This window comes from Streptomyces sp. NPDC007901 (genome assembly GCF_042959465.1).
Lineage (GTDB): Bacteria > Actinomycetota > Actinomycetes > Streptomycetales > Streptomycetaceae > Streptomyces.
In genome coordinates this window covers 516,041-540,533 of record NZ_JBIBKW010000002.1, presented here as the reverse complement: position 1 = coordinate 540,533, position 24,493 = coordinate 516,041, and the positions used below count along the sequence as shown (strand labels likewise).

The 24,493-nt window shown below is 71.5% G+C and carries 22 protein-coding genes and 1 pseudogene; 8 read left to right on the top strand and 15 right to left on the bottom strand.

Annotated elements, in window-relative coordinates; translation table 11 throughout:
* Positions 1-110: 110 nt before the first annotated feature.
* Positions 111-1,463 carry a class II 3-deoxy-7-phosphoheptulonate synthase gene (locus ACFZDK_RS08200; protein ID WP_390970938.1) on the bottom strand — a complete coding sequence of 451 codons (1,353 nt, stop codon included), beginning with the start codon at positions 1,461-1,463 and terminating at the stop codon, positions 111-113.
* Positions 1,464-1,577: 114 nt separating this feature from the next.
* Between ACFZDK_RS08200 and ACFZDK_RS08195 the strand changes: the two genes are divergently transcribed.
* Together ACFZDK_RS08195 and ACFZDK_RS08190 are read left to right on the top strand one after the other, a co-directional pair.
* Positions 1,578-1,634, top strand: a complete 57-nt coding sequence (locus tag ACFZDK_RS08195; RefSeq protein WP_071659820.1) for a trp operon leader peptide — start codon at positions 1,578-1,580, stop codon at positions 1,632-1,634.
* A 101-nt stretch (positions 1,635-1,735) separates the two neighbouring features.
* Positions 1,736-3,601: a chorismate-binding protein gene (locus ACFZDK_RS08190; protein ID WP_390970936.1), complete on the top strand. Its 1,866-nt coding sequence runs from the start codon at positions 1,736-1,738 to the stop codon at positions 3,599-3,601.
* 100 nt (positions 3,602-3,701) lie between these two features.
* On the opposite strand, the gene ACFZDK_RS08185 is transcribed toward ACFZDK_RS08190, so the two are convergent.
* The 4 genes from ACFZDK_RS08185 to ACFZDK_RS08170 form a co-directional block, all read right to left on the bottom strand.
* Positions 3,702-4,730: an ATP-dependent 6-phosphofructokinase gene (locus tag ACFZDK_RS08185; protein WP_390970935.1), complete on the bottom strand. Its 1,029-nt coding sequence runs from the start codon at positions 4,728-4,730 to the stop codon at positions 3,702-3,704.
* Positions 4,731-4,878: 148 nt separating this feature from the next.
* Positions 4,879-5,541, bottom strand: coding sequence for a response regulator transcription factor (locus ACFZDK_RS08180; protein WP_355723312.1), 663 nt, complete (start codon positions 5,539-5,541; stop codon positions 4,879-4,881).
* On the bottom strand, positions 5,538-6,752 hold the full coding sequence (gene macS, locus ACFZDK_RS08175; protein WP_390970933.1) for a MacS family sensor histidine kinase: 1,215 nt from the start codon (positions 6,750-6,752) through the stop codon (positions 5,538-5,540). The genes ACFZDK_RS08180 and macS overlap by 4 nt, the downstream gene beginning before the upstream one ends.
* 66 nt (positions 6,753-6,818) lie before the next feature.
* Positions 6,819-7,556 (bottom strand): 1-acyl-sn-glycerol-3-phosphate acyltransferase, encoded by a 738-nt coding sequence (locus ACFZDK_RS08170; RefSeq protein ID WP_390970932.1) that lies wholly within the window; start codon positions 7,554-7,556, stop codon positions 6,819-6,821.
* A gap of 163 nt (positions 7,557-7,719) precedes the next feature.
* Between ACFZDK_RS08170 and ACFZDK_RS08165 the strand changes: the two genes are divergently transcribed.
* From ACFZDK_RS08165 to ACFZDK_RS08150, 4 genes and pseudogenes are all read left to right on the top strand, one after another.
* Positions 7,720-8,499 (top strand): alpha/beta fold hydrolase, encoded by a 780-nt coding sequence (locus ACFZDK_RS08165; RefSeq protein ID WP_359209530.1) that lies wholly within the window; start codon positions 7,720-7,722, stop codon positions 8,497-8,499.
* Positions 8,492-9,061 (top strand): hypothetical protein, encoded by a 570-nt coding sequence (locus ACFZDK_RS08160; protein WP_390970930.1) that lies wholly within the window; start codon positions 8,492-8,494, stop codon positions 9,059-9,061. Before ACFZDK_RS08165 ends, ACFZDK_RS08160 begins: the two co-directional genes overlap by 8 nt.
* Positions 9,062-9,230: 169 nt before the next feature.
* A pseudogene (locus tag ACFZDK_RS08155) lies at positions 9,231-9,809 on the top strand (RNA polymerase sigma factor).
* Complete coding sequence (locus tag ACFZDK_RS08150; protein ID WP_390970928.1) at positions 9,802-10,791, top strand: CU044_5270 family protein; 990 nt, start codon at positions 9,802-9,804, stop codon at positions 10,789-10,791. Before ACFZDK_RS08155 ends, ACFZDK_RS08150 begins: the two are co-directional and overlap by 8 nt.
* 4 nt (positions 10,792-10,795) lie before the next feature.
* Here ACFZDK_RS08150 and ACFZDK_RS08145 read toward each other — a convergent pair whose 3' ends face one another.
* The 6 genes from ACFZDK_RS08145 to ACFZDK_RS08120 all read right to left on the bottom strand — a co-directional run bounded on the left by ACFZDK_RS08145 (position 10,796) and on the right by ACFZDK_RS08120 (position 15,796).
* Positions 10,796-11,545 (bottom strand): endonuclease/exonuclease/phosphatase family protein, encoded by a 750-nt coding sequence (locus ACFZDK_RS08145; RefSeq protein WP_390970926.1) that lies wholly within the window; start codon positions 11,543-11,545, stop codon positions 10,796-10,798.
* 130 nt (positions 11,546-11,675) lie between these two features.
* On the bottom strand, positions 11,676-12,629 hold the full coding sequence (locus ACFZDK_RS08140; protein ID WP_132886312.1) for an ROK family glucokinase: 954 nt from the start codon (positions 12,627-12,629) through the stop codon (positions 11,676-11,678).
* A gap of 55 nt (positions 12,630-12,684) precedes the next feature.
* Positions 12,685-13,146, bottom strand: coding sequence for a DUF5304 family protein (locus ACFZDK_RS08135; protein WP_390970924.1), 462 nt, complete (start codon positions 13,144-13,146; stop codon positions 12,685-12,687).
* A gap of 63 nt (positions 13,147-13,209) precedes the next feature.
* Complete coding sequence (locus ACFZDK_RS08130) at positions 13,210-14,373, bottom strand: ArsA-related P-loop ATPase (RefSeq protein ID WP_390970922.1); 1,164 nt, start codon at positions 14,371-14,373, stop codon at positions 13,210-13,212.
* Positions 14,374-14,429: 56 nt separating this feature from the next.
* On the bottom strand, positions 14,430-14,870 hold the full coding sequence (locus tag ACFZDK_RS08125; RefSeq protein WP_390970920.1) for an SRPBCC family protein: 441 nt from the start codon (positions 14,868-14,870) through the stop codon (positions 14,430-14,432).
* A 128-nt stretch (positions 14,871-14,998) separates the two neighbouring features.
* Entirely contained in the window at positions 14,999-15,796 is a 798-nt protein-coding gene (locus ACFZDK_RS08120; RefSeq protein WP_390970918.1) for a metallophosphoesterase, read from the bottom strand.
* Between the two features lie 316 nt (positions 15,797-16,112).
* Between ACFZDK_RS08120 and ACFZDK_RS08115 the strand changes: the two genes are divergently transcribed.
* Positions 16,113-17,909, top strand: a complete 1,797-nt coding sequence (locus ACFZDK_RS08115; RefSeq protein ID WP_390970916.1) for an AMP-binding protein — start codon at positions 16,113-16,115, stop codon at positions 17,907-17,909.
* Positions 17,910-17,937: 28 nt separating this feature from the next.
* Here the strand turns inward: ACFZDK_RS08115 and ACFZDK_RS08110 are convergent, their stop codons facing one another.
* Both ACFZDK_RS08110 and ACFZDK_RS08105 read right to left on the bottom strand, forming a co-directional pair.
* The gene (locus tag ACFZDK_RS08110) at positions 17,938-19,521 is read right to left on the bottom strand and encodes a GMC oxidoreductase (protein WP_390971590.1); all 1,584 of its coding nucleotides are present in this window, start codon (positions 19,519-19,521) and stop codon (positions 17,938-17,940) included.
* A gap of 183 nt (positions 19,522-19,704) precedes the next feature.
* Positions 19,705-20,847 (bottom strand): glycosyltransferase, encoded by a 1,143-nt coding sequence (locus ACFZDK_RS08105; RefSeq protein WP_390970914.1) that lies wholly within the window; start codon positions 20,845-20,847, stop codon positions 19,705-19,707.
* A 110-nt stretch (positions 20,848-20,957) separates the two neighbouring features.
* On the opposite strand from ACFZDK_RS08105, the gene ACFZDK_RS08100 reads away from it, so the two are divergent.
* Complete coding sequence (locus ACFZDK_RS08100; RefSeq protein WP_390970912.1) at positions 20,958-22,193, top strand: glycosyltransferase 87 family protein; 1,236 nt, start codon at positions 20,958-20,960, stop codon at positions 22,191-22,193.
* A 21-nt stretch (positions 22,194-22,214) separates the two neighbouring features.
* Here the strand turns inward: ACFZDK_RS08100 and ACFZDK_RS08095 are convergent, their stop codons facing one another.
* Entirely contained in the window at positions 22,215-23,411 is a 1,197-nt protein-coding gene (locus ACFZDK_RS08095; RefSeq protein WP_390970910.1) for a hypothetical protein, read from the bottom strand.
* A 30-nt stretch (positions 23,412-23,441) separates the two neighbouring features.
* A complete protein-coding gene (locus ACFZDK_RS08090; protein ID WP_390970908.1) occupies positions 23,442-24,458 on the bottom strand; it encodes an NlpC/P60 family protein in 1,017 nt (338 codons plus the stop codon).
* Between the last annotated feature and the right edge of the window lie 35 nt (positions 24,459-24,493).

The following is a 24,493-nucleotide window of genomic DNA, read 5'->3' as shown; positions in this document are numbered from 1 at the left end:
CCCGCCGGGATCGATAAGGTCAACCTAACCTTACCCGGCGTCCCCGGCCCGCAAAAGTGCGGTGGGGCGCGGATCGTATGTGATCCGCGCCCCACCCCATGGTCGACCGGTTACTGGTCCCGGTACATCTCCGCCACGAGGAACGCCAGGTCCAGGGACTGGCTGCGGTTCAGCCGGGGGTCGCAGGCCGTCTCGTAGCGCTGGTGCAGGTCGTCGACGAAGATCTCGTCGCCGCCGCCCACGCACTCGGTGACGTCGTCACCGGTGAGCTCGACATGGATGCCGCCCGGGTGGGTGCCGAGGGTCTTGTGGACCTCGAAGAAGCCCTTGACCTCGTCGAGCACGTCGTCGAAGCGGCGGGTCTTGTGGCCCGAGGCCGCCTCGAAGGTGTTGCCGTGCATCGGGTCGGTCACCCAGGCCACGGTGGCGCCGGACGCGGTGACCTTCTCGACCAGCTCGGGGAGCTTGTCACGGACCTTGTCCGCGCCCATCCGCACGACGAAGGTCAGCCGGCCCGGCTCACGGTCCGGGTCGAGGCGGTCGATGTAGCGCAGCGCCTCCTCGGCCGTCGTGGTCGGGCCGAGCTTGAGGCCGAGCGGGTTGCGGATCTTCGAGGCGAACTCGATGTGCGCCCCGTCCAGCTGCCGGGTGCGCTCACCGATCCACACCATGTGCGCCGAGACGTCGTACAGCTTGCCGGTGCGGGAGTCGACCCTGGTCAGGGCGGACTCGTAGTCCAGCAGCAGCGCCTCGTGCGAGGAGAAGAACTCGACCGTCTTGAACTCCTCGGGCTCCGCGCCGCAGGCCCGCATGAAGTTCAGCGCGTTGTCGATCTCGCGCGCGAGCTGCTCGTAGCGCTGACCCGACGGGGAGGACTTCACGAAGTCCTGGTTCCAGGCGTGCACCTGGCGCAGGTCCGCGTAACCGCCGGTGGTGAAGGCACGCACCAGGTTCAGCGTGGAGGCGGACGCGTTGTACATCCGCTTCAGCCGCTCGGGGTCCGGGATACGGGCCTTCTCGTCGAAGTCGAAGCCGTTGACCGAGTCGCCGCGGTACGTCGGCAGGGTCACGCCGTCGCGGGTCTCGGTCCCCTTGGAACGCGGCTTGCTGTACTGGCCGGCGATCCGGCCCACCTTCACGACGGGCACCGACGCCGCGTACGTCAGCACGGCACCCATCTGGAGGAGGGTCTTGAGCTTGTTGCGGATGTGGTCGGCCGACACGGCGTCGAAGGCCTCGGCGCAGTCGCCGCCCTGGAGGAGGAACGCCTCTCCCTTGGCGACGGCCGCCATCCGGGCGCGCAGCTGGTCGCACTCGCCCGCGAAGACGAGCGGCGGATACGACTCCAGCTCCGCAACGACTGCGCGCAGAGCCTCGGGGTCGGGGTACTCGGGCTGCTGCGCCGCGGGCAGGTCTCGCCAGGTGTTGCCGGCACTCGGGCCGGTCTTAGCGTTCACGGTCACCTCGTAAACATTACGGGGTCGTGTCCACGGTTTTTCTCCTGGCTCGACTGGTGAGACGGAGCGATTGTCCTGTGGACAGAGCGGACGGAGGGTGGGGTGCGGTAGGGTTTCCGCATGTTCGCGCATTCGACCCAGAACTGGTGGTGGACCGCTTCTCCGGCGGCCCACTGACTGCGCGTACGCAAGACTTCGCGAAGGCCGCCCGAGGGGCGGCCTTCGGTGTTTCCCGGGGTCGTTCCTCTCACCTACCAGCCCCACCAGGCAGAGGAACCATGGACCTGACCCAGTTGCTCCACGACGACCGCCCCTTCGCCCTGCTCCGCCGGCGCACGCCCGGCCACGACGAGAACACGGTGGAGGTCCTGGTCGGCCCGGTCACCGCCCATGACCGGCTCGCCGACCTGCCCGACGAGGGGCTCGCCCTCGTGCCGTACCGGCAGATCCGGGAGCGGGGATTCGATGTGCGGGACGACGGGACGCCGCTGCTGGTGCTCTCGCCGTCGGTGGTATGTCACATTCCACTCGACGAGGCCCTCGCGGCCCTCCCCTCCCACGACGTCCACGTCTCGGCCGGCGCCTTCGACGTCGGCGACGACGCGTACGCCGAGATCGTCGGCCGGGTGCTGCGCGAGGAGATCGGCCGGGGCGAGGGCGCGAACTTCGTGATCCGGCGGACGTACCAGGGCGAGATCCCCGGCTTCGGCCGCGCCGACGCGCTGGCGCTGTTCCGGCGGCTTCTGGAGGGCGAGCGGGGCGCGTACTGGACGTTCGTCGTCCACACCGGGGACCGGACGCTGGTCGGCGCCAGCCCGGAGGTGCACGTCCGGATGTCCGGCGGCACGGTCGTCATGAACCCGATCAGCGGCACGTACCGCTACCCCGCCGAGGGCCCCACCCCCGAGCACCTCCTCGGCTTCCTCGCCGACGGCAAGGAGATCGAGGAGCTGTCGATGGTCGTCGACGAGGAGCTCAAGATGATGTGCACCGTCGGTGACATGGGCGGGGTCGTCGTCGGGCCCCGGCTGAAGGAGATGGCGCACCTCGCGCACACCGAGTACGAGCTGCGCGGCAGGTCCTCGCTGGATGTGCGGGAGGTCCTGAAGGAGACCATGTTCGCGGCGACCGTCACCGGCTCGCCGGTGCAGAACGCCTGCCGGGTGATCGAGCGCCACGAGGTCGGGGGGCGGGGGTACTACGCGGGCGCGCTGGCCCTGCTCGGCCGGGACTCCGGCGGCGCCCAGACTCTCGACTCCCCCATTCTCATCCGCACCGCCGATATTGACGCGCAGGGGCGGCTGCGGGTGCCCGTCGGCGCCACGCTGGTGCGCGGCTCGGACCCGGTGAGCGAGGTCGCGGAGACCCACGCGAAGGCCGCGGGGGTGCTGGCGGCCCTGGGCGTACGACCGTCACGGCCGCGTGCGGAGGGTGCGCGCCCCCGGCTCGCCGACGACCCCCGGGTGCGGGCCGCGCTGGACGGGCGCCGGGCCGCGCTGGCGCCGTTCTGGCTGCGGATGCAGGAGCGGACGGAGGAGCTGGCCGGGCACGCGCTCGTGGTGGACGCCGAGGACACGTTCACGGCGATGCTCGCGCATGTGCTGCGGGCCGGGGGGCTGGACGTCACCGTCCGGCGGTACGACGAACCCGGGCTGCGGGACGCGGTGCGCGCGCACGAGGGCCCGGTGGTGCTGGGCCCGGGCCCCGGTGACCCGTCCGACCTGGACGATCCGAAGATGCGGTTCCTGCGGGAGCTGACGGCGACGGTGCTCCGCGAGCACCGGCACGGCGTGCTGGGCGTCTGTCTCGGGCACGAGCTGATCGCGGCCGAGCTGGGGCTGGAGATCGTCCGCAAGGAGGTGCCGTACCAGGGGGCGCAGACGACCGTGGACCTGTTCGGGCGGCCGGAGACCGTCGGCTTCTACAACAGCTTCGTGGCCCGCTGCGACGAGGAGGCGGCTCGGGAGCTGGCGGCGCACGGGGTGGAGGTGAGCCGGGCGGCGAACGGGGAGGTGCACGCGCTGCGCGGGCCGGGGTTCGCGGGAGTGCAGTTCCATCCGGAGTCGGTGCTCACACTGAACGGGGCCGCCGTGGTGCGGGAGCTGGTGGGGCAGTTGCGCGGTACCGGAACGGTGCAGGCCTGAGTTCCGGCCGCGGGTGCGAGGGGGCGCTCGCGCTCGCGCGGCGGAGCCTCATGTCGAATACAGCCCCGCGCCCCCGAAAGGGCGCGGGGTCCGGCCGGCCTCAGCCGAAGAACACCCCGACCTCCTCGTAGAGCTTGAGGTCGACGGTCTTCAGTTTGGCCGTGGCCTCGGCGATCGGTACCCGGACGATGTCGGTGCCGCGCAGGGCGACCATCTTGCCGAAGTCGCCGTCGCGGACGGCCTCGATGGCGTGCAGGCCGAAGCGGGTGGCCAGCCAGCGGTCGAAGGCGCTCGGGGTGCCGCCGCGCTGGATGTGCCCGAGGACCGTGGTGCGGGCCTCCTTGCCGGTGCGCTTCTCGATCTCCTTGGCGAGCCACTCGCCGACCCCGGAGAGGCGGACGTGCCCGAAGGAGTCGAGGGTGCCGTCCTTGAGGACGACGTCGCCGTCCTTGGGCATGGCGCCCTCGGCGACGACCACGATCGGGGCGTAGGACGCCTTGAAGCGGGAGGTCACCCAGGCGCAGACCTGGTCGACGTCGAAGCGCTGCTCGGGGATGAGGATGACGTTGGCGCCGCCGGCGAGGCCGGAGTGGATGGCGATCCAGCCGGCGTGCCGGCCCATCACCTCGCAGACCAGGACCCGCATATGGGACTCGGCGGTGGTGTGCAGCCGGTCGATGGCCTCGGTGGCGATGCCGACGGCGGTGTCGAAGCCGAAGGTGTAGTCGGTGGCGGACAGGTCGTTGTCGATGGTCTTCGGGACGCCGACGACGGGCACGCCGTACTCGTCGGTGAGGCGCGCGGCCACGCCCAGGGTGTCCTCGCCGCCGATCGCGATGAGCGCCTCGACCTCCAGCTTGGCGAGGTTGTCCTTGATCCGGCGGATGCCGTTCTCCTGCTTGAGGGGGTTGGTGCGCGAGGAGCCGAGGATGGTGCCGCCGCGGGGCAGGATGCCGCGCACGGCGGGGATGTCGAGGCGGACGGTGTCGCCTTCGAGGGGTCCGCGCCAGCCGTCCCGGAAACCGACGAAGTCGTAGCCGTACTCCTGCACGCCCTTGCGGACGACGCCCCGGATGACGGCGTTGAGCCCGGGGCAGTCGCCGCCTCCGGTCAGTACTCCGACCCGCATGGAAATGTCCCTTCGCCGCGGTTGCCTGGTGAGGGTCACGCTAGTGGTGATCCAGGTCACACAGGGATGGGCGGGAAGGGCAATTCCGGTGAATCAGTGGGCGGTTGGTTTACTTGCCGTCAAGCGCGAAGATCACATCACCTGTGGATCATTCGTCGTCGAGGCCGCGCTCTATCGCATAACGGACCAGCTCCACCCTGTTGTGCAGCTGGAGTTTGCCGAGGGTGTTCTGGACGTGGTTCTGCACCGTGCGGTGCGAGATGACCAGGCGCTCGGCGATCTGCTTGTAGCTCAGGCCCTTGGCGACCAGCCGCAGCACCTCGGTCTCGCGGTCGGTGAGCCGGGGCGCGTCGGGCCGCTCGGCGTCCGCGGCCGGGGCCGGTTCGGAGGCGAGCCGGCGGTACTCGCCGAGGACCAGCCCGGCGAGACCGGGCGTGAACACCGGGTCGCCGACGGCGGTACGGCGCACCGCGTCCAGCAGCTCCTCGGTCGAGGCCGACTTCAGCAGATACCCGGTCGCGCCGGACTTCACCGCCTCCAGGACGTCGGCGTGCTCCCCGCTCGCCGACAGGACCAGGACCCGCAACGCAGGGTTGTGGCCGACGAGTTCCTTGCAGACCTGGACGCCGGGCTTGGCGGGCAGGTTGAGGTCCAGGACGAGGACGTCGGGCGCGGCGGCCTTGGCCCGGCGCACCGCCTGGTCGCCGTCCCCGGCGGTGGCGACCACCTCGAACCCGGACTCGGCCAGGTCCCGGGCGACCGCGTCGCGCCACATCGGGTGGTCGTCGACCACCATCACCTTGATGCTCATCGCCGCTCCGCCTTCCCCGGGGAGACCTTCGGTACCTTCAGCTCCACTTCCGTACCCTGCCCGGGAGTCGAGAACAGTTCGGCGCTGCCGCCGAGGTCGCGCAGCCGCCCGCGGATCGACTGGGCCACCCCGAGCCGCCCCTCCCCCTCGGCCTGGGCGAGCCGGCCCTCCGGGATACCGGGGCCGTCGTCCCGTACGGTCACCACGATCCCGTCCGGCTCGTCCTCGACCAGGATCCAGGCGCGGGCCGCCTCCCCCGCGTGCCTGCGCACGTTGTCCAGGGCGGCACCGACGGCGTCGGCCAGTTCGCGGGCCGCGTGCGGCGCCAGCGTCACCGGCGCACCGGGCTCGGCGAGGTTCACCCGGGACCCGGCGTACGGCGCGAGCAGCGTCCGCAGATCGACGGGACCGGAGTCGTCCGGCTCCTCGACGAGGCGTACGACCGCCCCGTCGGCGGCGTCCTCGGAGGCCCGCGAGAGCGGCACCAGGCCGCCGGAGACGAGCGTGCGCAGGGCCACCTCCTGTTCCCCGGCCAGCCGCCCGAGTTCGGCCGCCTCGCCGCCGAGGACCGCGCCGCGCCGCTGCACCATGGCGAGCACCTGGAGCACGCTGTCGTGGATGTCCCGGGCCAGCCGCTCGCGTTCCCGGGTGGCGGCCTCGATCTCCAGGGCGCGGGCGAGGGTGCGCTCGGAGGCGCGGGCGACCTCGACGACGTACCCGATGGCGATGGACGCGACCCAGACCAGGACCACGCTGTGGACGGTGTCGCGGGCCGGATGGCCACGCTCGATCAGGTTGGCGGCGGCGACCGGGGTGGAGGCGAACGCGGCCCAGCGCCAGCCGCCCTTGATGGCGTAGGCGAGGACCGAGCCGGCCGTCCATATCGACGGCAGGGTCGGGCCGCCGCGGTCGATGTGGCCCTGGGTGACCACCCAGGGGGTCAGCACGATGCCGGTGATCGCGATGGCGAGGTCGACCGCGAGGAAGCGCTTGGTGCAGGCCGCCGCGTTCTGCACGCGGGGCAGGGTCGCCAGGGTCCAGACGGTCAGGACGGCGTAGTAGCCGATGGCGACGCCCGGCCGGTCGTAGTCCTCGTAGGCGGAGGCGAACAGGCCGATCGCGTACAGCAGGGTCAGCACGCGGTAGCCGGTGAGCGCACGCCACAGCGGCTGCTCGACCGACATCCGTACGACCCGTTCCCGCTTGGTCATGCCCCCCAGTCCCCCAGTCCCCGGTCCCTCGGTCCCCGGTCCCTCAGTCCCCCGTGCGCCGCCCCGTCAGGACTCGGCGGCCTTCTTCTCGGCCTTCGCCGCGTCCTTGTCGGCCTTGGCGGCCTCGGCGATCTGCCGCTTGGCGGCGGTCGCGTAGATGTCGACGTACTCCTGGCCGGAGAGCTTCATGATCTCGTACATGACCTCGTCGGTCACCGCGCGCAGCACGAACCGGTCGTGCTCCATGCCCTGGTAGCGGCTGAAGTCCAGCGGCTTGCCGATCCGGATGCCCGGGCGCATCAGCTTGGGCATCACCTGCCCCGGCGGCTGGATCTTCTCGGTGTCGATCATGGCGACCGGGATCACCGGGGCGCCGCTCGCGAGCGCCACGCGCGCGAGGCCGCCGGGCTTGCCGCGGTAGAGGCGGCCGTCCGGCGAGCGGGTGCCCTCCGGGTAGATGCCGAACAGCTCGCCGCGCTCCAGCACCTCGAGGCCGCTCTTGATCGCCGCCTCGCCGGCGCCGCGCGCGCCGGAACGGTCCACCGGGAGCTGGCCGACACCCTTGAAGAAGGCGGCCGTCAGGCGGCCCTTCACACCGGGTGTGGTGAAGTACTCGGCCTTCGCGATGAAGGTGACCTTGCGGTCCAGCACCGCGGGCAGGAAGAACGAGTCCGAGAAGGACAGGTGGTTACTGGCCAGGATGGCCGCGCCCTCGGCCGGGATGTTCTCCAGGCCCTCCACCCAGGGCCTGAAGGTGACCTTCAGCGGTCCCCCGATGGCGACCTTCATCGCGCCGTACAACAACCCAGTGCCTCCTGTTTCCGTCGATGAGACCTTAACCCGGAGCGCCGGGAATGGGCCCGACGACCCTGGTCGGTGTCAGTGCCGTCGCGTACGGTGAAGCACAACTGGAGTCGTCGTTCGTGCCTCTTTCAGTTCCCGCCCTCTCATGAATTGGAGACCGAAGGTGCCGGTTCTCCCCGGAGCCGAGCCGTACCGCCATGACGGCGGGGAGGTCGGTGTCCTCCTCTGTCACGGTTTCACCGGCTCGCCCCAGTCGCTGCGCCCCTGGGCGGAGCACCACGCGGCACACGGCCTGACCGTGTCCCTGCCCTTGCTGCCCGGGCACGGCACCCGCTGGGAGGACATGCAGGTCACCGGGTGGCAGGACTGGTACGCGGAGGTGGACCGCGAGCTGCGGCTGCTGCGCGAGCGCTGCTCCCAGGTGTTCGTGGCGGGCCTGTCGATGGGCGGCACGCTGGCGCTGCGGCTGGCCGCCAAGAACGGGACGGGTGTGGACGGCGTGGTGATCGTCAACCCGGCGAACAAGGTGCACGGCCTGTCGGCGTACGCCCTTCCGGTGGCCCGGCATCTCGTGCGGACGACGCCGGGCATCGCCAGCGACATCGCCAAGCCGGGCGCGGCGGAGGTGGGGTACGACCGGGTGCCGCTGCACAGCGCGCACTCGCTGCGGAACTTCTTCCGCCGGGTGGACGGTGAGCTTCCGCAGGTGACCCAGCCGCTGCTGCTTCTGCACAGCACCCAGGACCATGTCGTGCCGCCGGCCGATTCCGCCCGGATCCTGAGCCGGGTGTCCTCCACGGACGTAACGGAGGTCGTGCTGGAACAGAGTTACCACGTGGCGACGTTGGACCACGATGCGGACCGGATCTTCGAGGAGAGCCTCGCCTTCATCGGCCGGCTCGCACCCAGTGTCGGCAAGGAAGGGACGGCCGCAGTTGGCTGAGCACGACTCCGACCGCGAGGACCGCGAGCCGGACGAGAAAGGGGTGCCCTTCGACGAGGCGGCCGCCTGGGCGGCGATCGTCGCGGGGTACGGCGACGAACCACCGGACCCGCCGGGCGCGAAGCCCTTCAAGCCGGTGGAGGACCTCGCGCTGCCGGCGATGGAGGAGGACGAGACCGAACCGGACTCCGGGGCTGCCGAGGAGAAGGGGCCCGCGAAGCCGCTGGGCAGTTCCGTCTCCTTCGCGCCCGGGGTGGGCCCGCGTGACTACACGGCGCCGGAGGCGTCCGAGGACGACTTCGACGAGGACGACGAGGGCCACTTCGTGCCGCCCGAGCCGCCGCCGCTGCCGTCCGCCGACACGACGGCCAGGTTCGCCTGGCTGGGCGTGGTCGGCGGGCCGATCCTGCTGCTGCTCGCGGTGCTGCTGAGCTGGGACATGACCTGGTGGCTGGCGACCCTGGGCATCGGCGGCTTCCTCGGCGGCTTCGTCACCCTGGTGACCCGCATGAAGACGGACGACGACGAGGACGGCGACCCCGGGCGGGGTGCCGTCGTCTGACCGATCAGCTCCCGCCCGAGGGCCCGTCCGGAGTCGCTCCGGACGGGCCCTCGCGTTTCCGGGCACGGCCCCCGTCCCGAAAGGGAACTCGATTCCGCCGAGCGGCGAAGGAGAGGTGAACCAACAAGCCCAAGCCTTCGAGGCGTTCGGACGAACGAGAGGAGCCCCGATGACCGTCGAACCGGGCGTCGGTACCCGCGCGGAGGATCGCGGGGAGAGTGACGCCTGCGTGATCGAGCGGTCCCGGGATGAGCCCGAAGCATTCGCCGCGCTCTACGACCGCCATGCCGACGCCGTGCACCGTTACGCGGCGAGACGGCTCGGTCCGGAGGCGGCGGAGGATCTGATGGCGGAGACGCGGTACTTGTGCAGCACCGGGTGGGCAACTGATCCGGTGTGGTACCGACGACCACCGCAACCACCCATTGAGTAACCACGACGGCGAGCAACCACCTCCGCGAGAGCGGCGCCGGTTTAGGCGCAAAAGCGCGCCCGCGCGGTCGCCAGGGCCGGTGCCACGGGGGTGCGTCGGGACCTGGCGGCCGCGCTGGCCGGGCTGTCCGCCCGGCATCGCGATGTGGTGCTCCTGGTGGCCTGGGGCGACCTCGACTACGAGGAGGTGGCCCTGGCGCTGGGAGTGCCGGTCGGCACGGTCAGATCGCGGCTGCACCGGGCCCGCAGCAGATTGCGCGAAGCACTGGGCGGCACCGATCCGACGGCTTTCCGGGAGGCAGACGCCCATGCGTGACATCGATGAACTGCGCGAGCTGAGGGACTTCGACACGGGGGCTCCCCCGCTCGACGACGAGACCAGGCGCCGGGCGCGGGCCCGCCTGCTCACGGCGGTCAACGGCCCTGCCGTGCCCGTACGGCCCCGGCGCCCCGTCCTGCGCATCGCCCTGTCCGGCGCGCTCGCCGCCGCGGTCGCCGCCGGCGTACTGGTCGCCGTACGGGACGACGACGGCACCCGCACGCACCGCACGGCGAATCCGCCGGCCATGCGGAACATGAGCGCGCAGATGGTGCTCAAGGGGGCTGCCGCGTACGCGCGCGAGCACGAGCGGGCGGTCAGTCCGCGTGACGACCAGTTCATCTACACCAAGGAGATCATCAAGGAGACCGATCAGAAGACGGGTGTCACGAAGAGTCATGTCGACGAGAACTGGCGCTCGGTGGACGGCTCCAAGAGGTCCTGGACCATGGAGATCGGCCACGGCTGGTGGTCGCCGCCGCTGAAGGCGGACGAGACCGTGTGGCCGCCGCAGGACTGGGGCACGTTGCGGAAGCTGCCGACCGACCCGAAGAAGCTGATCCTCGCGCTCGCCAACCAGTACACCAACAGGACCAAGTCCCTCGACGACCTCACCGACATGGACTGGTCGTCGATCCACTTCGACCTCGCCGGGCTGCTGAAGCTGGTCCCGGTGATGCCGCAGGGGTTGCGACCGGCCGCCTACGAGGCGCTCGGCATGGTGCCGGGTGTGAAGCTCGTGCCGAACCAGAAGGACGCGAAGGGGCGTACCGGCGTGGCCATCACGTACGACGACCCGACGCTCCCGAAGGGCTCGGTGGGCTTCGGCGGCTACTTCATCTTCGACCCCGCGACGTACGGGTTCCTCGGCTTCCGCGACGTACGCACCTCGGGCGACGGCGCGGCCATGAAGACGTACACCCAGCTCTCGTATCTCGACAGCTGGGCCATCGTGGACAGGGTGAAGGAGCGGCCGTAGAGCGCTAGGAGGCGGCGGGGACCCTGAGGGCGGCCAGGACCGGGAGATGGTCGGTGGCCGCCCTCAGGTCTGCGTCGGTGATGCCGGGGAGGCCCGTCGGTACACCGCAGCCGAGCACCTCGATGCCCTTCGTCGCGAAGATCGCGTCGATGCGCTGGTGCGGGCCGGCGGACCCGGAGGTGAACTCGCCGCCCCAGGGTGCGGTGGTACGGCAGTCCTGGAGGGTGTCGGCCAGGCGGCGGAAGGTGCGGCCGTCGGGGCGGTCGTTGAGGTCGCCGCCCGCGATGGCGTGCTCCACACCCAGGCCGGCGAGCCGGTCGAGGAGCATGCCGCCCTGCTCATGGCGCTCGTCCTGCTGGAGGCTGAGGTGGAAGCTGGTGACGCCCAGGCGGACGGCACCGAAGCGGACGACGGCGGTCGCGAAGCCGCGGCGATGCAGGCCGGGGGTGAGCGGGAGCAGGACGTCCTCGGTGCGCTCGACGGTGGCGCGGAGGTCGCAGAGGATCGCCGGGCCCGCCGCGGTCGCCCCGCCGGTGAGGATCACCAGGTCGGCGGCGGAGGCCAGCCGGGCGAGCTTCTTGCGCCAGCGGAAGAAGCGGGGGGCTTCCTGGACGAGGACCAGGTCGGGGGCGCAGGCCTTGATGACGCGGGCGAGGGCGTTGGTGTCGTCCCGCAGGGAGCGGATGTTGTAGCTGAGGACGCGGATGACGGCGGAACCGTCGGGCTCTGTGTGGGAGTTGGGCAGCGGCGCCATGTGATCAATCTACGCCGGGTGCGGGAGCCGTGCGCCCAGTGGGGTGGGGCGCGAGGTGCGTGCGCGACTGCCGGATCGTGGTGGCTGGTCGCGCAGTTCCCCGCGCCCCTCACAAGCACGTGGGCCCCGTTTACATGATCGGGTCGGGTTCCCGTGCCAGGTCGGCCGCGCCGACCAGGCCCGCCTCGTTGCCCAGCTGGGCGGCGATGACCTCGGCGACCGGGCGCCAGTTGCCGCCTACCAGCCAGCGCTTGTAGGACTTGCGGATCGGGTCGAGGACCAGTTCACCCTCGTCGGAGAGGCCGCCGCCGACGATGAAGGCGGAGGGGTCGAAGAGGGAGGCGAGGTCGGCGAGGCCGGCGCCGGCCCAGCGGGCGAGCTCGCGGTAGGAGTCGACGGCGACCGGGTCGCCCTGGCGGGCGGCCATGGAGATGTGCTTGCCCTCGATGCCGTCGGGGCTGCCGTCACCGAGGCCCAGCAGGATCTCGGCGGCCTCGGGGGTGGCGTTGGCGCGCTGCTTGGCGTAGCGGACGAGGGCGCGGCCGGAGGCGTACTGCTCCCAGCAGCCCTGCGAGCCGCAGCCGCACAGCAGCCCGTCCGGAACCATCCGGATGTGCCCGAACTCCGCCGCCACACCGAAGTGCCCGCGGCGCAGCTTGTTGCCGATGATGATGCCGCCGCCGAGGCCGGTGCCGAGGGTGATGCAGATGACGTTGCGGTGGCCCTTGCCGGCGCCGAACTTGTACTCGCCCCAGGCTGCGGCGTTGGCGTCGTTCTCCACGACCACGGGAAGGCCGACGCGGGCCTCGACCTTCTCCTTCAGCGGCTCCTGGCGCCAGTCGATGTTGGGCGCGAAGTAGACCGTGGAGCGCTGCCGGTTCACGTAACCGGCCGCTCCGATGCCCACGCCGACGATCTCGTGCCCGGCACGGGCGCCCTCTACGGCGGAAGCAATGGCGTCCACGATGCCCTCGGGCGTGCCCGGGGTCGGCACCTTGTGGGTCGAGAGGATGTTGCCTTCCTCATCGACCACGCCGGCCGCGATCTTCGTGCCGCCGATGTCGACGCCGATGGTGAGTCCCATGAATCCCTCAGTTTCGGTCGAGCCCCGCTACGGCCAACCGTACCCGAGGGGGCTGTCAGTCGAGATCGATGCGTTCGCCCGGGCCGGGGTCCTCGCCCTTGTCGTGGCCGCCGGAGGTCCAGCGGGTCTCCTGGGCCTGGACCGCGGAGCGGTAGGCGGCGAGGAGCTCGCTGCCGGCGGCGGCGAGGTGGTCGAAGACGTCCGGGTTGCGCTCTATGACGGGCTCGACGGCGTTCTTCGCCTGCTGGACGACCTGCCGGACCACCTGCTGGGCGGCGGGTCCGGCGACCGCGCCGAGGAGCGGGGTCTGGAGGCCGGAGAGCTTGTCGGCGACGGTGTCGACGAGCTTGCGCAGTTCCTCGGCGGCCGAGCCCGGGGGCGGGCCGTACTGGGTGCGGCGGCGGGCCTTCTCCGCGGCGAGGTCCTCGGCACAGGCCGTGGCCCAGGCGTCGTCGTCCGTCGCCCGTACCTCGTCCGCGGCCTCGGAGGCGTCAGCTGTGGGGCGCTCTTCGCTCATGACGGACTCCTGACTACGGTTCGTCTCTACGACGTTACCCGAACGGGCGTACCGGTTTCACCGTCAGCGCGGCCACAGATCCGGGTCCGGCGCGAAGCGCAGCCTCAGCTCGCCGTCGCGCAGTGCCGCCCCGGCGACCGTGCAGCGGCGCAGGGCCGAGGGCAGCGAGACGATACGGCGGAAGCCGCCCACGGTGATCACCACCTCGTCGCCGCGCCGGACCAGGTCGAGGTCGTCCCGTATCGCGCCGGGCAGCGGGATGCGCCAGACCAGGACGCCGTCCCCCTCGACCAGGTCGGCGACGGGCCACTCGATGGGGTCGGGCGCGGTGTTGACACCGGGTGCCTCGGGCACGGCGAGCGCGGCGAGGTCGTCGGTGCCGCGCGGGTCGTGGCCGAGGTGGGCGACGGCCGTGACGTCCTGCTCCTCGCCCCAGTCGGCGAGGGTCTTGCGCTGCTGGGCGACGAGACCGTGCAGAGCGGTGGCCTCGGGCAGCACACGGTTGGCGACCAGGGTCTCGGTGCGCAGCCCGCGCAGGGCGAGGCCGAGGCGGGCGGTGCGGACGGCGTCGGCACCGCCCGGGCCGGGTTCGGCGACCAGGCGTACGACGGTACGGCGGTCGGCGAGGACGGCCTCGACGGCGGCGAGCTCCACGTCCCAGCGGGCGGCCGTCTCGTAGAGCCAGTCGGCGGGCATGGGCACGCCGGCGAGCCTGCCGAGGACGGGGCGCAGGGCCCGGGCCGCCTGCCGCTCGGGCGGGAGCAGCCTGCGCAGATAGCGGCGGAGCTCCTCGGGGAGGGCGAGCAGGGCGAGGGCCTGGGAGACCGGCGGAAGGTCCACCACGAGCAGCTCGTAGCGCTCGGAGAGGGCCGCGTCGCGCAGCGCGCGGAGGAGAGAGAGTTCCTCGGCGCCGGGGAGGGGGGTGAGCTCCTCGGCGTCCAGGCGGGAGGCGCCGAGGAGGTCGAGGACGTTCGCGGCGCGGGACTGGAAGGCGGTGAGGTCCTCGCGGAAGCGGGCGGCCGCGTCGGGGCGCCAGGCGGTGAGGGTCGCGGTCACGCGGGTCGGCACCGGTCCTGTCGCCGCGCCCAGGGCCGCGCCGAGGGTGTCCGTGCGGTCGGCGCTCAGCACGAGGGTCGGGATGCCCTCGCCCGCGGCGCGCAGGGCGGTCGCCGCGGCGACGGTCGTACGACCGCTGCCGCCGGGGCCGGTGATCAGGAGGGTGCGCATGAGGGTGAACCGTAACGGACGTCGAGGTGAGCCCCCACCCGCCCGCAGCCGAGCGACTACTCGGCCGACTCCACCCGCTTCTTCAGCCCCGCCAGCGCCCGGTCGATGATGACCTTCTCGGCCTTGCGCTTGATCATCCCGAGCATCGGGATCTTGACGTCCACCGTCAGCGAGTACGTCACCTCGGTCGCCCCCGCCCCCGCCGGCTTCAGCAGGTACGAGCCGTCCAGGGAGCGCAGCATCTGCGACTTGACCAGCGTCCAGGAGACCTCGTTGTCGCCGGTCCAGGTGTATCCCAGCGTCTGGTCGTCCTTGATCGCACCGGCGTCCATGACCAGCCGGACCTGCTCGGCGCGGCCCCGGGCGTCGGCCTTCAGGACCTCCGCCTCCTTCACCTCACCGGTCCAGTCCGGGTAGCGGGCGAAGTCGGCGATGACCGCCATGACGTCGGCCGGGGCCGCCTCGATCGTGATGCTCGAGCTGGTGTGTTCCGCCATCGCCGTGGCTCCTCCAGATGCGGGCCGGTGAGACCATTTGAAAGGGGTCGCCGCACGCGTGCGCACGCGTGTGCAGCGTGAAGGCTACCGCGCGTCCGACCAGCCGACTTCACCGCCGTCCGCGGTCTTCACCATTCCAGCGCCCAGGGCCGTCCCGTACCGGCGAAGTGCCCGACGTTCACGCACTCGGTGACGCCGATCCGCATCCGCTTCACCAGCGGCTGGTGGACATGTCCGAAGAGCGAATAGCGGGGGCGGGTGCGGCGGATGGCGTCCAGCAGCGCCCGGCTGCCGCGTTCGAAACGGCGCGCGACGGTGTCGTACACCAACTCCGGCACCTCCGGCGGGATGTGCGTGCAGAGCACGTCGACCTCGCCGACCGCCTCGATCTTCGCCGCGTACTCCTCGTCGGAGATCTCGTAGGGCGTCCGCATCGGCGTCCGCAGTCCCCCGCCGACGAAACCGAACACCCAGCCGCCGATCTCGACCCGCTGCCCGTCCAGGACGGTCGTGCCCGGTCCCGCGTACTCCGGCCACAGCGGCGGCATGTCGACATTGCCGTAGGTCGCGTACGTCGGTGCCGGGAAGGCCGCGAACATCTCGGCGTACTGCTTGCGCACCGCCTTCTCGATGGCGGTCGCGCGGTCCGTGCCGATGCCGCTCCAGAGCCGGGCGCCCAGTTCCCGCGCCTCCTCGAAGCGGCGGGCGGTGCGGAGTTCGACGAGGCGGTCGGCGTTCTCGACGCCGAACAGGTCGGGGAAGATGCCGCGGGAGTGGTCGGCGTAGTCGAGGAAGAGGACGAGGTCTCCGAGGCAGATCAGGGCGTCGGCGCCGTCGCCGGCTCTGGCCAGGTCACGGACGTTGCCGTGCACGTCGCTGACCACGTGGACGCGGGTCCTTCGGGGGCCGGTGGGTGTGGGGGCCATGGTGATCAAGGGTAGGCCTGTGCGGCATACGTGAACAGGCGGTGGGTGGAGCTGCGGTTACTGGTCAGTCACTAAAGGGGTGGACTACCGTACGCGAAGGAACACCAACCTGTGTGACGCAGCGAACATCTCGCCGGGACCCCCTGTCGAAGAAGCCATACCGGCGGGTAACGTCCGGGCAGTCCAGTCGTGCTCAGAATTTCAACCAACGGATCATGTGGCCCGTGGGTGAGCCCTGAGCACCTGCCCGAGCCTTGGACCGCACCGTCGCATCGCACAACGTCGTGGCGTCGGCGCCCTATGAGGAGCAGCAGTCTTGCGCGAGTTCAGCCTTCCGGCTTTGTACGAGGTCCCCGCGGACGGCAATCTGACCGACATCGTCCGCAGAAACGCCGCGCAGCATCCCGACGTAGCCGTCATGGCCCGCAAGGTCGGGGGTGTGTGGACGGACGTGACCGCCACCACCTTCCTGGCCGAGGTGCACGCGGCCGCCAAGGGCCTCATCGCCTCCGGCATCCAGCCGGGCGACCGGGTCGGCCTGATGTCCCGCACCCGCTACGAGTGGACGCTCCTCGACTTCGCGATCTGGAGCGCCGGCGCGGTCACCGTGCCGGTGTACGAGACCAGCTCGCCGGAGCAGGTGCAGTGGATCCTCAGCGACTCCGGCGCGACCGCCTGCATCGTGGAGCTCGACAACCACACGGCCGCCGTCGAGTCGGTGCGCGAGACGCTGCCCGCCCTCAAGCACGTCTGGCAGATCGAGGCCGGCGCGCTGGAGGAGCTGGGCCGGCTCGGCCAGGGCGTCACCGACGCCACGGTGGACGAGCGCAGCTCGCAGGCGAGAGCCGACGACCCGGCGACCATCGTCTACACCTCGGGTACGACGGGCCGCCCCAAGGGCTGTGTGCTCACCCACCGCAGCTTCTTCGCCGAGTGCGGCAACATCGTGGAGCGGCTGCGCCCGCTGTTCCGCACCGGCGAGTGCTCGGTCCTCCTCTTCCTCCCGCTCGCGCACGTCTTCGGCCGTCTGGTCCAGATCGCCCCGATGATGGCGCCGATCAAGCTGGGCTGCGTCCCGGACATCAAGAACCTCACCGACGAACTGGCCGCCTTCCGGCCGACGCTGGTCCTCGGCGTCCCGCGCGTCTTCGAGAAGGTCTACAACTCGGCGCGCGCCAAGGCGCAGGCGGACGGCAAGGGCAAGATCTTCGACAAGGCCGCGGACACCGCGATCGTGTACAGCAAGGCGCTGGACACCCCGTCCGGCCCGTCGCTCGGTCTGAAGATCAAGCACAAGACCTTCGACAAGCTCGTCTACAGCAAGCTGCGCGCGGTGCTCGGCGGCAAGGGCGAGTACGCCATCTCCGGCGGCGCCCCGCTCGGCGAGCGCCTGGGCCACTTCTTCCGCGGTATCGGCTTCACGGTCCTGGAGGGCTACGGTCTCACCGAGTCCTGCGCGGCGACCGCGTTCAACCCCTGGGACCGGCAGAAGATCGGCACGGTCGGCCAGCCGCTGCCCGGCTCAGTCATCCGCATCGCGGACGACGGCGAGGTGCTGCTGCACGGCGAGCACCTGTTCAAGGGCTACTGGAACAACGAGGCCGCGACGGCCGAGGCGCTTGCCGACGGCTGGTTCCACACGGGTGACATCGGCACCCTGGACGAGGACGGCTACCTCAGGATCACCGGCCGCAAGAAGGAGATCATCGTCACCGCGGGCGGCAAGAACGTCGCCCCGGCCGTGATCGAGGACCGGATCCGCGCGCACGCGCTGGTCGCGGAGTGCATGGTGGTGGGCGACGGGCGGCCGTTCGTGGGCGCGCTGGTCACCATCGACGAGGAGTTCCTGGGCCGCTGGGCGGCCGACCACGGCAAGCCGGCGGGTGCCACCGCGGCGTCGCTGCGTGACGACCCGGATCTGAACGCTGCGATCCAGGCCGCTGTCGACGACGGCAACGCCGCGGTGTCGAAGGCGGAATCGGTGCGGAAGTTCCGCATTCTGTCCTCCCAGTTCTCGGAGGAGTCGGGCCACCTGACGCCGTCCCTGAAGCTCAAGCGCAACGTGGTGGCGAAGGACTACGCGGACGAGATCGAGGCCATCTACCAGAAGTAGAACGGCACTCGGGGCATCCTCCCGGTGCTCAGAAGTCCTCGGCGAGAACCCGTTCCATCGTCCGCTCGGCGAGCGCGGTGATGGTGACGAACGGGTTCACGCCGATGTTTCCGGGCACCAGCGAGCCGTCCGTGACGTACAGCTTCGAATACCCCTTCACCCGGCCGTAGTTGTCGGTCGCCTGGCCCAGTACGCAGCCGCCCAGCGGGTGGTAGCAGAAGTCGTCCGCGAAGACCTTGCTGCTCGCCCCGAACAGGTCGGACCGGTAGACCGTCACGTTGGCCGCGTTGATCCGGTCGAACAGCTTCTTGGCCATGGCGACCGAGACCGCGCTCTGGGCCGCGGTCCAGCCCAGCTTCACCCCGCCGCTCGCGGAGTCGTAGGTGAAGGAGGCCCGTTGGGGGTTCTTGGTGATCGCCAGGTACAGGCTCACCCAGGTCTCGAAGCCGATGGGCAGCGGGGCGATCTCCGCGAAGACCGGGTTGTCGGTGTTGGCCCAGTCGTCGATGCCCATGACCGGCATGGTGGCCTGGTTGGCGCCGGTGGTGTCCCAGATGTGGTTGGCGCGCCCGACCATGGTGTTGCCGTTGGTGCTCCAGCCGCCCCCCACACTGGAGTTGAGCGCGGGCAGCGCACCGGTGTCCCGGGCCCGGACGAGCAGCTCGGTGGTGCCGAGGCTGCCGCCCCCGAGGAACAGATGGGTGCAGCTGTACTGCTTGCTCTCGACGACGTTCCCGCTGGTGTCGATCCGGTCGACGCTCAGCAGGTACGACCCGTCGCTCGCCCGCGTGACGGACTTGACCCGCTCCAGGGTGTGGATGGTGACGTTGCCGGTGCCGAGGGCGGCGGCCAGGTAGGTCTTGTCGAGGCTCTTCTTGCCGTAGTTGTTGCCGTAGATGACCTCCTGGGCGAGCGCGGACTTGGTGGCGGTGCCGGCGGCCTCCTGCTGCATGTACCCGAAGTCGTAGACGTTGGGCACGAAGGTGGTCTTGAGCCCGGTGTTGGCGGCGGCCTTCCGGGAGGTCCGGGTGAACTGGTACCACTCGGTCGACTCGAACCAGGTGGCGTCGACGGTGTTGACGCCGAGCATGGTGCGGGCGCGCGGGAAGTACGTGCTGTACATCGCGCTCGCGTCCACGGTCGGGAACTGCTCGGTGAAGTACGACTGGAGCGGGGTCACCGCCATCCCCCCGTTGACCAGGGACCCGCCTCCGACACCCCGCCCGACGTACACGGACATGTTGTCGTAGTGCACCCGGTCGAGCACGCCCGCGTAGGAGGGGATGTCCTTGTTGACGACGTCCAGCCAGAGGAAGGTGGCGAGCGGGGCCTCCGTGCGGGTCTTGAACCACATGGATCTCTTGTCCGGGGCGGCGGTGGAACAGAAGATCTTGCCGTCGGAGCCGGCCGTGTTCCACAGCTGGCCCATCTCGATCATGAGGGTCCGTACGCCCGCCTGGCCGAGCCGGAGCGCGGCCACGGCCCCGCCGTACCCGGAGCCGACCACGATGGCCGGGGCGTTGTCGACGGCGGCGGCCTCCTCGGCGGCCTGCGCCGACTGGAGGCCGATACGGGTGAGACCGGCCGCGGCGGCGGTCTGGAGGGCGATCATGCCCAGGATGTGACGTCTCGTCAGCTGACGCTGCATCAGTTTTGCTGTCATGCGCGCAGCATGTGCGGATTTTCCGGTTCCGCCTAGGCCTCCGGCAGAGTTAGTGACAACGCACCCCACAGGGGCGCGGGGAAGTGCGCGACCAGCCACAACGCACCCGCGGCCGACACCCGGCCCACGCCTCTAGAGCAACTCCTTCAGGCGCTCCGCAAGGAGATCCCACCGCCACCGCTCCTCGACCCACGACCGCCCCCGCTCCCCCATCCGCCGCCGCAGCTCCGCATCCCCCAGCAGCACGACGATCCGCTCGGCGGCCTCCTCCACGGAACCACCGCGCACCACCCACCCGGTCTCCCCGTCCAGCACCGCGTCCGGCGCCCCGCCCGAGTCCCCCGCCACCACCGGCAACCCAGTGGCCGACGCCTCCAGATAGACGATCCCGAGCCCCTCCACGTCCAGCCCGCCCCGCCGCGTCCGGCACGGCATGGCGAACACGTCCCCCGCGCCGAAGTGGGCCGGCAGCTCGGCCCACGGCACGGCCCCCGTGAACCGCACCGACGCCTCGACCCCGGTCTCCTTCGCGAGACGCCGCAGATCAGCCTCGTACGGCCCGCCCCCCACGATCAGCAGCACCGCGTCCGGCTGGGCGGCCAGGATCAGCGGCATCGCGAGGATCAGCGTGTCCTGCCCCTTGCGCGGCACCAGCCGCGACACGCACACCACCACCGGCCGGTCGGTGAGCCCCAGCCGCGCCCGCACCGCCGCGCCCCCCGAGCCGGGATGGAAGACCTTCTCGTCCACCCCCGGCGGCAACTGCACCATCCGCCCGGCCGCCGCCGGACCGAGCGCGCCCGCGATCCGGGACCGCGTGTACTCGCCGAGATACGTGATCGTGTCCGTCGCCTCGCCGATCCGCCCGAGCAGCTGCCGCGCGGCGGGCAGCTGCGCCCACCCCGCCTCGTGCCCGTGGGTGGTGGCGACCAGCCGCCGCGCCCCGGCCTTCCGCAGCGCCGGCGCCATCAGCCCGAGCGGGGCCGCCGCCCCGAACCACACGGACGTGCACCCGTGCTCCCGGAGCAGTCCGACCGCCGTCCGGGTGGCCCCGGGCGTGGGCAGCAGCATGGTCGTACGATCGCGGACGACGGTGAAGGGCTGCTCCGCGTCGAACGCGCGGGTGGCCTCGACGCCCTCCCGGCTCCGCTTCCACGTGGACGCGTAGACCACGAGTCGCCCGGGGTCCAGGCGCAGCGCCATGTTGTGCAGGAAGGCCTGGATGCCACCGGGCCGGGGCGGGAAGTCATTGGTCACGACGAGGGTCTTGTCCATCGGCGCCGACCCTACCCGCACAGGGTGTTCGGCCGTGCTTCATGGCCCCCGCACAGGCCGGCGGGAGATCATGTGGCGCACGCGCAGACAGGCGACGGACAGGGGATCGGGTGGACAGGACGGGCGTACGGCGTGCCCTCGCGTTGCTGCTGCTCACCTGGGGGGTCAGCCGTCTGGTGCTGCTGCTGTTCGTACTGAAGGTGTTCGTGTTCCCGGGCGCGGACGTGACGACCGACGTGTCGGTGATCTACCAGGGCTGGTACGAGGTCCTGCGGCACGGAACGTTTCCCCTGGACGACGTCACCTGGCAGTACCCGCCCGCGGCCGCCCTGGCGATCCTCGCCCCCGCGCTGCTGCCCTTCCTGGACTACCCGACCGCCTTCTTCGTGCTGGCCTTCCTGGCCGACCTGGTGGTCCTCTCCCTCCTCCTCTACGCCGGTCCGCGCCCCGGCCGCACCCTGCGCGGCGCCTGGGTCTGGGTGATCGGCGTTCCGCTCCTCGGCCCGACCGTCTACTCCCGCTACGACCTGCTGGTCACCGCCGTCGCCGTGGCCGCGCTGCTCGCCGGGGCCCGGCACCCCCGGCTCATGGGCGCGCTGGCGGGCTTCGGGGCGATGGTGAAGGTGTGGCCGGCGCTGTTGCTGCTGGGGGCCGTACGGCGGCGGGCCTGGGCCGCGGCGGCGCTCACGGCGGCCGCGGTCGGGGCGCTGTTCGCGGTGGCCATGCCCGGCGCGTTCGCCTTCCTGACCTTCCAGCGGGACCGTGGCACGGAGGTGGAGTCGCTGGGCGCGCTGGTCCTCCATGTCGCCCGGCACTACGGCTGGCACGGCGAGGTGCTGCTCAACTACGGCTCGATCGAGTTCCTGGGCCCGGATGTGAAGGCGGTGAGCACGGCGGCCCTGCTGCTGAGCGCGCTCGCGTTCGGCTGGCTGCTGCTGTGGCGGCTGTCGGCGGTCCGTTTCCGGTCCCACACGCCGGCGGACGCCGCCTTCACGGCCGTCCTGATGTTCACGGTCACCAGCCGGGTGATCAGCCCGCAGTACATGGTGTGGCTGGTGGGCCTGGCCGCGGTCTGCCTGTGCTTCCGGGCCGGCCGGATGACCGGGCCGGCGGTGCTGGTCCTGCTGGCGACCTTCGTGACGGTGCTGGAGTTCCCGGTCGGCTTCTCGCACGTCGTGGTGAGCGACTGGTACGGCATCACCCTGCTGGCGCTGCGCAACGGCCTCCTCGTCGCGGCGACGGTCATGGCGGCCCGGGTGCTGTGGCGCTCCACGGTGACCGAGGCCCCGGAGACCCGGCTGCCCGCCCAGGCCTCCCGCAGCAAGGAGACCCCGGTCTCCTCCTGAGTCCGGCACCGGGTGGCCGAGTCAGTCGCCGAGCTGCTCGCCCAGGTACTCCCGCCACCGCTCGGTGAAGGCCGGCAGGGTCGTGCCGAGTTCCTGCCGCAGTGCGTCCTCGACGGCCCCCTCGCGGCCCTGGTGCGCGCCCACGGCCCGGTAGAAGGCACCCAGGCGCTCCTCGCCCCAGTGGGCGGCGATCATCCGGCAGGCCAGCCAGCCGCCCTCGTAGGCCTCGGCCAGCTTCGTGGGGTCGTCGGTGAAGCCGAAGTCCTTGTCGGCGGGGAGGTCCTCGGGGACCTCGCCGGACCGGACGGCGCGGGTGAGTTCGGGGGCCGCCTCGGTCGGGGTGCGGCCGGTGTCGAGATAGCCGATCCAGTCGGCGTAACCCTCGGAGAGCCAGAGCGGGGTGGCGGCCGTGGTGTGGGCGCGGGTGGCGACGTGGGTGGTCTCGTGCGTCAGCACCACCTGTCTGCCGACCGAGCCGAGGACGGCGTACGCCTCCGGATTGAGGATGACCCGGTCCGCCGGGCTCCGGCCGGATCCGCCGGCCTCGCCCGTGGTGACGGCGGCGATGCCCCGGTAGTTGGCGGCGGGGGCGCCGAGCAGGCCCGCCATGCCGTTCAGCGACGCGGGTACGAGCAGGACCACCCGCCGCGTCCAGTCCGTGCCCCAGGCCTTGGAGACCTCGGGGACGGCGGTGTCGGCGAGGCGGGCGTAGCCGTGCAGCGCGTCCTCGGACTGGCCGACGCCGAGGACCAGGCTGTGGGCGCCCTTGACGGCGGTCACGGTGCCCTGGTCCCAGAGTTGCTGGCCGGCCTTCTTGGCGGGCTTGTCGTATGTGACATACCACCGGCCGTCGGCGGTGCGGTCGAGGGTGAGGGTGCGGTCGGTCGTGACCGGCGCCTTGTCGTAGCCCTGGATGCGGTAGCGGAGCTGGGCCTGGGCGGTGGCCTCGGCGCCGTCCCGGTGGACGGCGGTGACCCGGTAGTCCCACTCCGCGAGCGGTACGGCCCGCAGACTCGCGTAGGAGGCGCGGGTGCCGGTCTCGCCGTACGCCTGCTCGTCGTGGCCCAGGACGGCGGCCGCACGCCGGTCGAGGACCTGCTGCACCTCGGCCGTCGCCGTACCGGTCGCCGTCCGTCCGCCGCCGCATCCCGTCAGCGGCAGGAGCAGCAGGCAGAGCCCCACCGCTCCTGAGCGCCACGCCCGTCCGCCACCAGCCACTTTCCGATCGTACGGGGCGGGGCCCGGAAGTCAGGGCCGGGTGACGGAGGAGACCGGCATCATTCCGACCGGGTCGTAGCGGACCGGGGCGCCCGGGTAGGGGGCGTGGATGACCTGGCCGTGGCCGACGTACATGGCCACATGGCTGGCGTCGGAGTGGTAGACGACCAGGTCACCGGGTTGTGCCTGGGAGAGCGGGACCTGGCGGCCTGCGTGGCGCTGCTCCTGCGAGGTGCGCGGGAGGTGGATCCCGGCGTGCGCGTACGACCACTGCATCAGGCCCGAGCAGTCGAAGCCGGAGGGGCCGCTGGCGCCCCACACGTACGGCTTGCCGAGGGCGGCGCGGGCGGCGGCGATCGCGGCGGCGGCACGGCCGTTGGGGGCGCCGACGCCGGAGAGGTCGGGCAGGTCGGCGCGGCCGTCGCCGCGGGAGGCGTGTTCGAAGGCGGCGCGGTCGGCGGCGGGCATCGCGTCGAGGATCTGCCGGGCCCTGGCGAGCTTCTTCTCCACGGTCGCCTTGTGGGAGGCGACGGCCTTGCGGCTGCGTTCCAGCTCGGCGAGTTTCCCGGCGGCCTCGGTGCGCTCCTGGGCGAGCTCGCGCATCGCCCCCTGGAACTCCCTGAGCTGCCCGGCCCGGCGGACGTCGATGCGGTCGATGAGGGAGGCCCGGTCGAGGTAGTCCTGGGGGTCGTCGGAGAACAGCAGGGCCACGGTGGGGTCGATGCCGCCGGAGCGGTACTGGGCGCCGGCGAGTGAACCGAGCGCCTCCCGCATGGTGTTGATGCGCTGCTGCTGGCGGGCGATGCGGTCCTGGGCGTCGTTGACCTCGTGGCGCAGCGCGTCGGCCCGCTCGTCGGCCTTGTTGTAGGCCTCGGTCGCCTCCTCGGCCTGCTGGTACAGCCGGTCCACCTCGGCGCGGCCGTCCGGATGCGGGGCGGCGCTCGCCGGTACGGCGCCGACCGCGGCGGCCGCGGCCGACAGCACGCAGAGGGCGGCACCTGCGCCCCGGTTGAACCCGGACGGTGCGAGACGGCGATGAAACCCCACAGGAAACGGCACCCCTTCCGTTTGTCGGACGCCGA

Coding starts and splice junctions, on each gene's coding strand:
- macS (WP_390970933.1), bottom strand. CDS start 6,752: ATGACCAAGCGGGAACGGGTCGTACGGATGTCGGTCGAGCAGCCGCTG.
- ACFZDK_RS08120 (WP_390970918.1), bottom strand. CDS start 15,796: ATGGCCCCCACACCCACCGGCCCCCGAAGGACCCGCGTCCACGTGGTC.
- ACFZDK_RS08140 (WP_132886312.1), bottom strand. CDS start 12,629: ATGGGACTCACCATCGGCGTCGACATCGGCGGCACGAAGATCGCGGCC.
- ACFZDK_RS08130 (WP_390970922.1), bottom strand. CDS start 14,373: ATGCGCACCCTCCTGATCACCGGCCCCGGCGGCAGCGGTCGTACGACC.
- ACFZDK_RS08185 (WP_390970935.1), bottom strand. CDS start 4,730: ATGCGGGTCGGAGTACTGACCGGAGGCGGCGACTGCCCCGGGCTCAAC.
- ACFZDK_RS08135 (WP_390970924.1), bottom strand. CDS start 13,146: ATGAGCGAAGAGCGCCCCACAGCTGACGCCTCCGAGGCCGCGGACGAG.
- ACFZDK_RS08145 (WP_390970926.1), bottom strand. CDS start 11,545: ATGGCGCCGCTGCCCAACTCCCACACAGAGCCCGACGGTTCCGCCGTC.
- ACFZDK_RS08180 (WP_355723312.1), bottom strand. CDS start 5,541: ATGAGCATCAAGGTGATGGTGGTCGACGACCACCCGATGTGGCGCGAC.
- ACFZDK_RS08125 (WP_390970920.1), bottom strand. CDS start 14,870: ATGGCGGAACACACCAGCTCGAGCATCACGATCGAGGCGGCCCCGGCC.
- ACFZDK_RS08150 (WP_390970928.1), top strand. CDS start 9,802: ATGCGTGACATCGATGAACTGCGCGAGCTGAGGGACTTCGACACGGGG.
- ACFZDK_RS08105 (WP_390970914.1), bottom strand. CDS start 20,847: ATGGACAAGACCCTCGTCGTGACCAATGACTTCCCGCCCCGGCCCGGT.
- ACFZDK_RS08110 (WP_390971590.1), bottom strand. CDS start 19,521: ATGATCGCCCTCCAGACCGCCGCCGCGGCCGGTCTCACCCGTATCGGC.
- ACFZDK_RS08190 (WP_390970936.1), top strand. CDS start 1,736: ATGGACCTGACCCAGTTGCTCCACGACGACCGCCCCTTCGCCCTGCTC.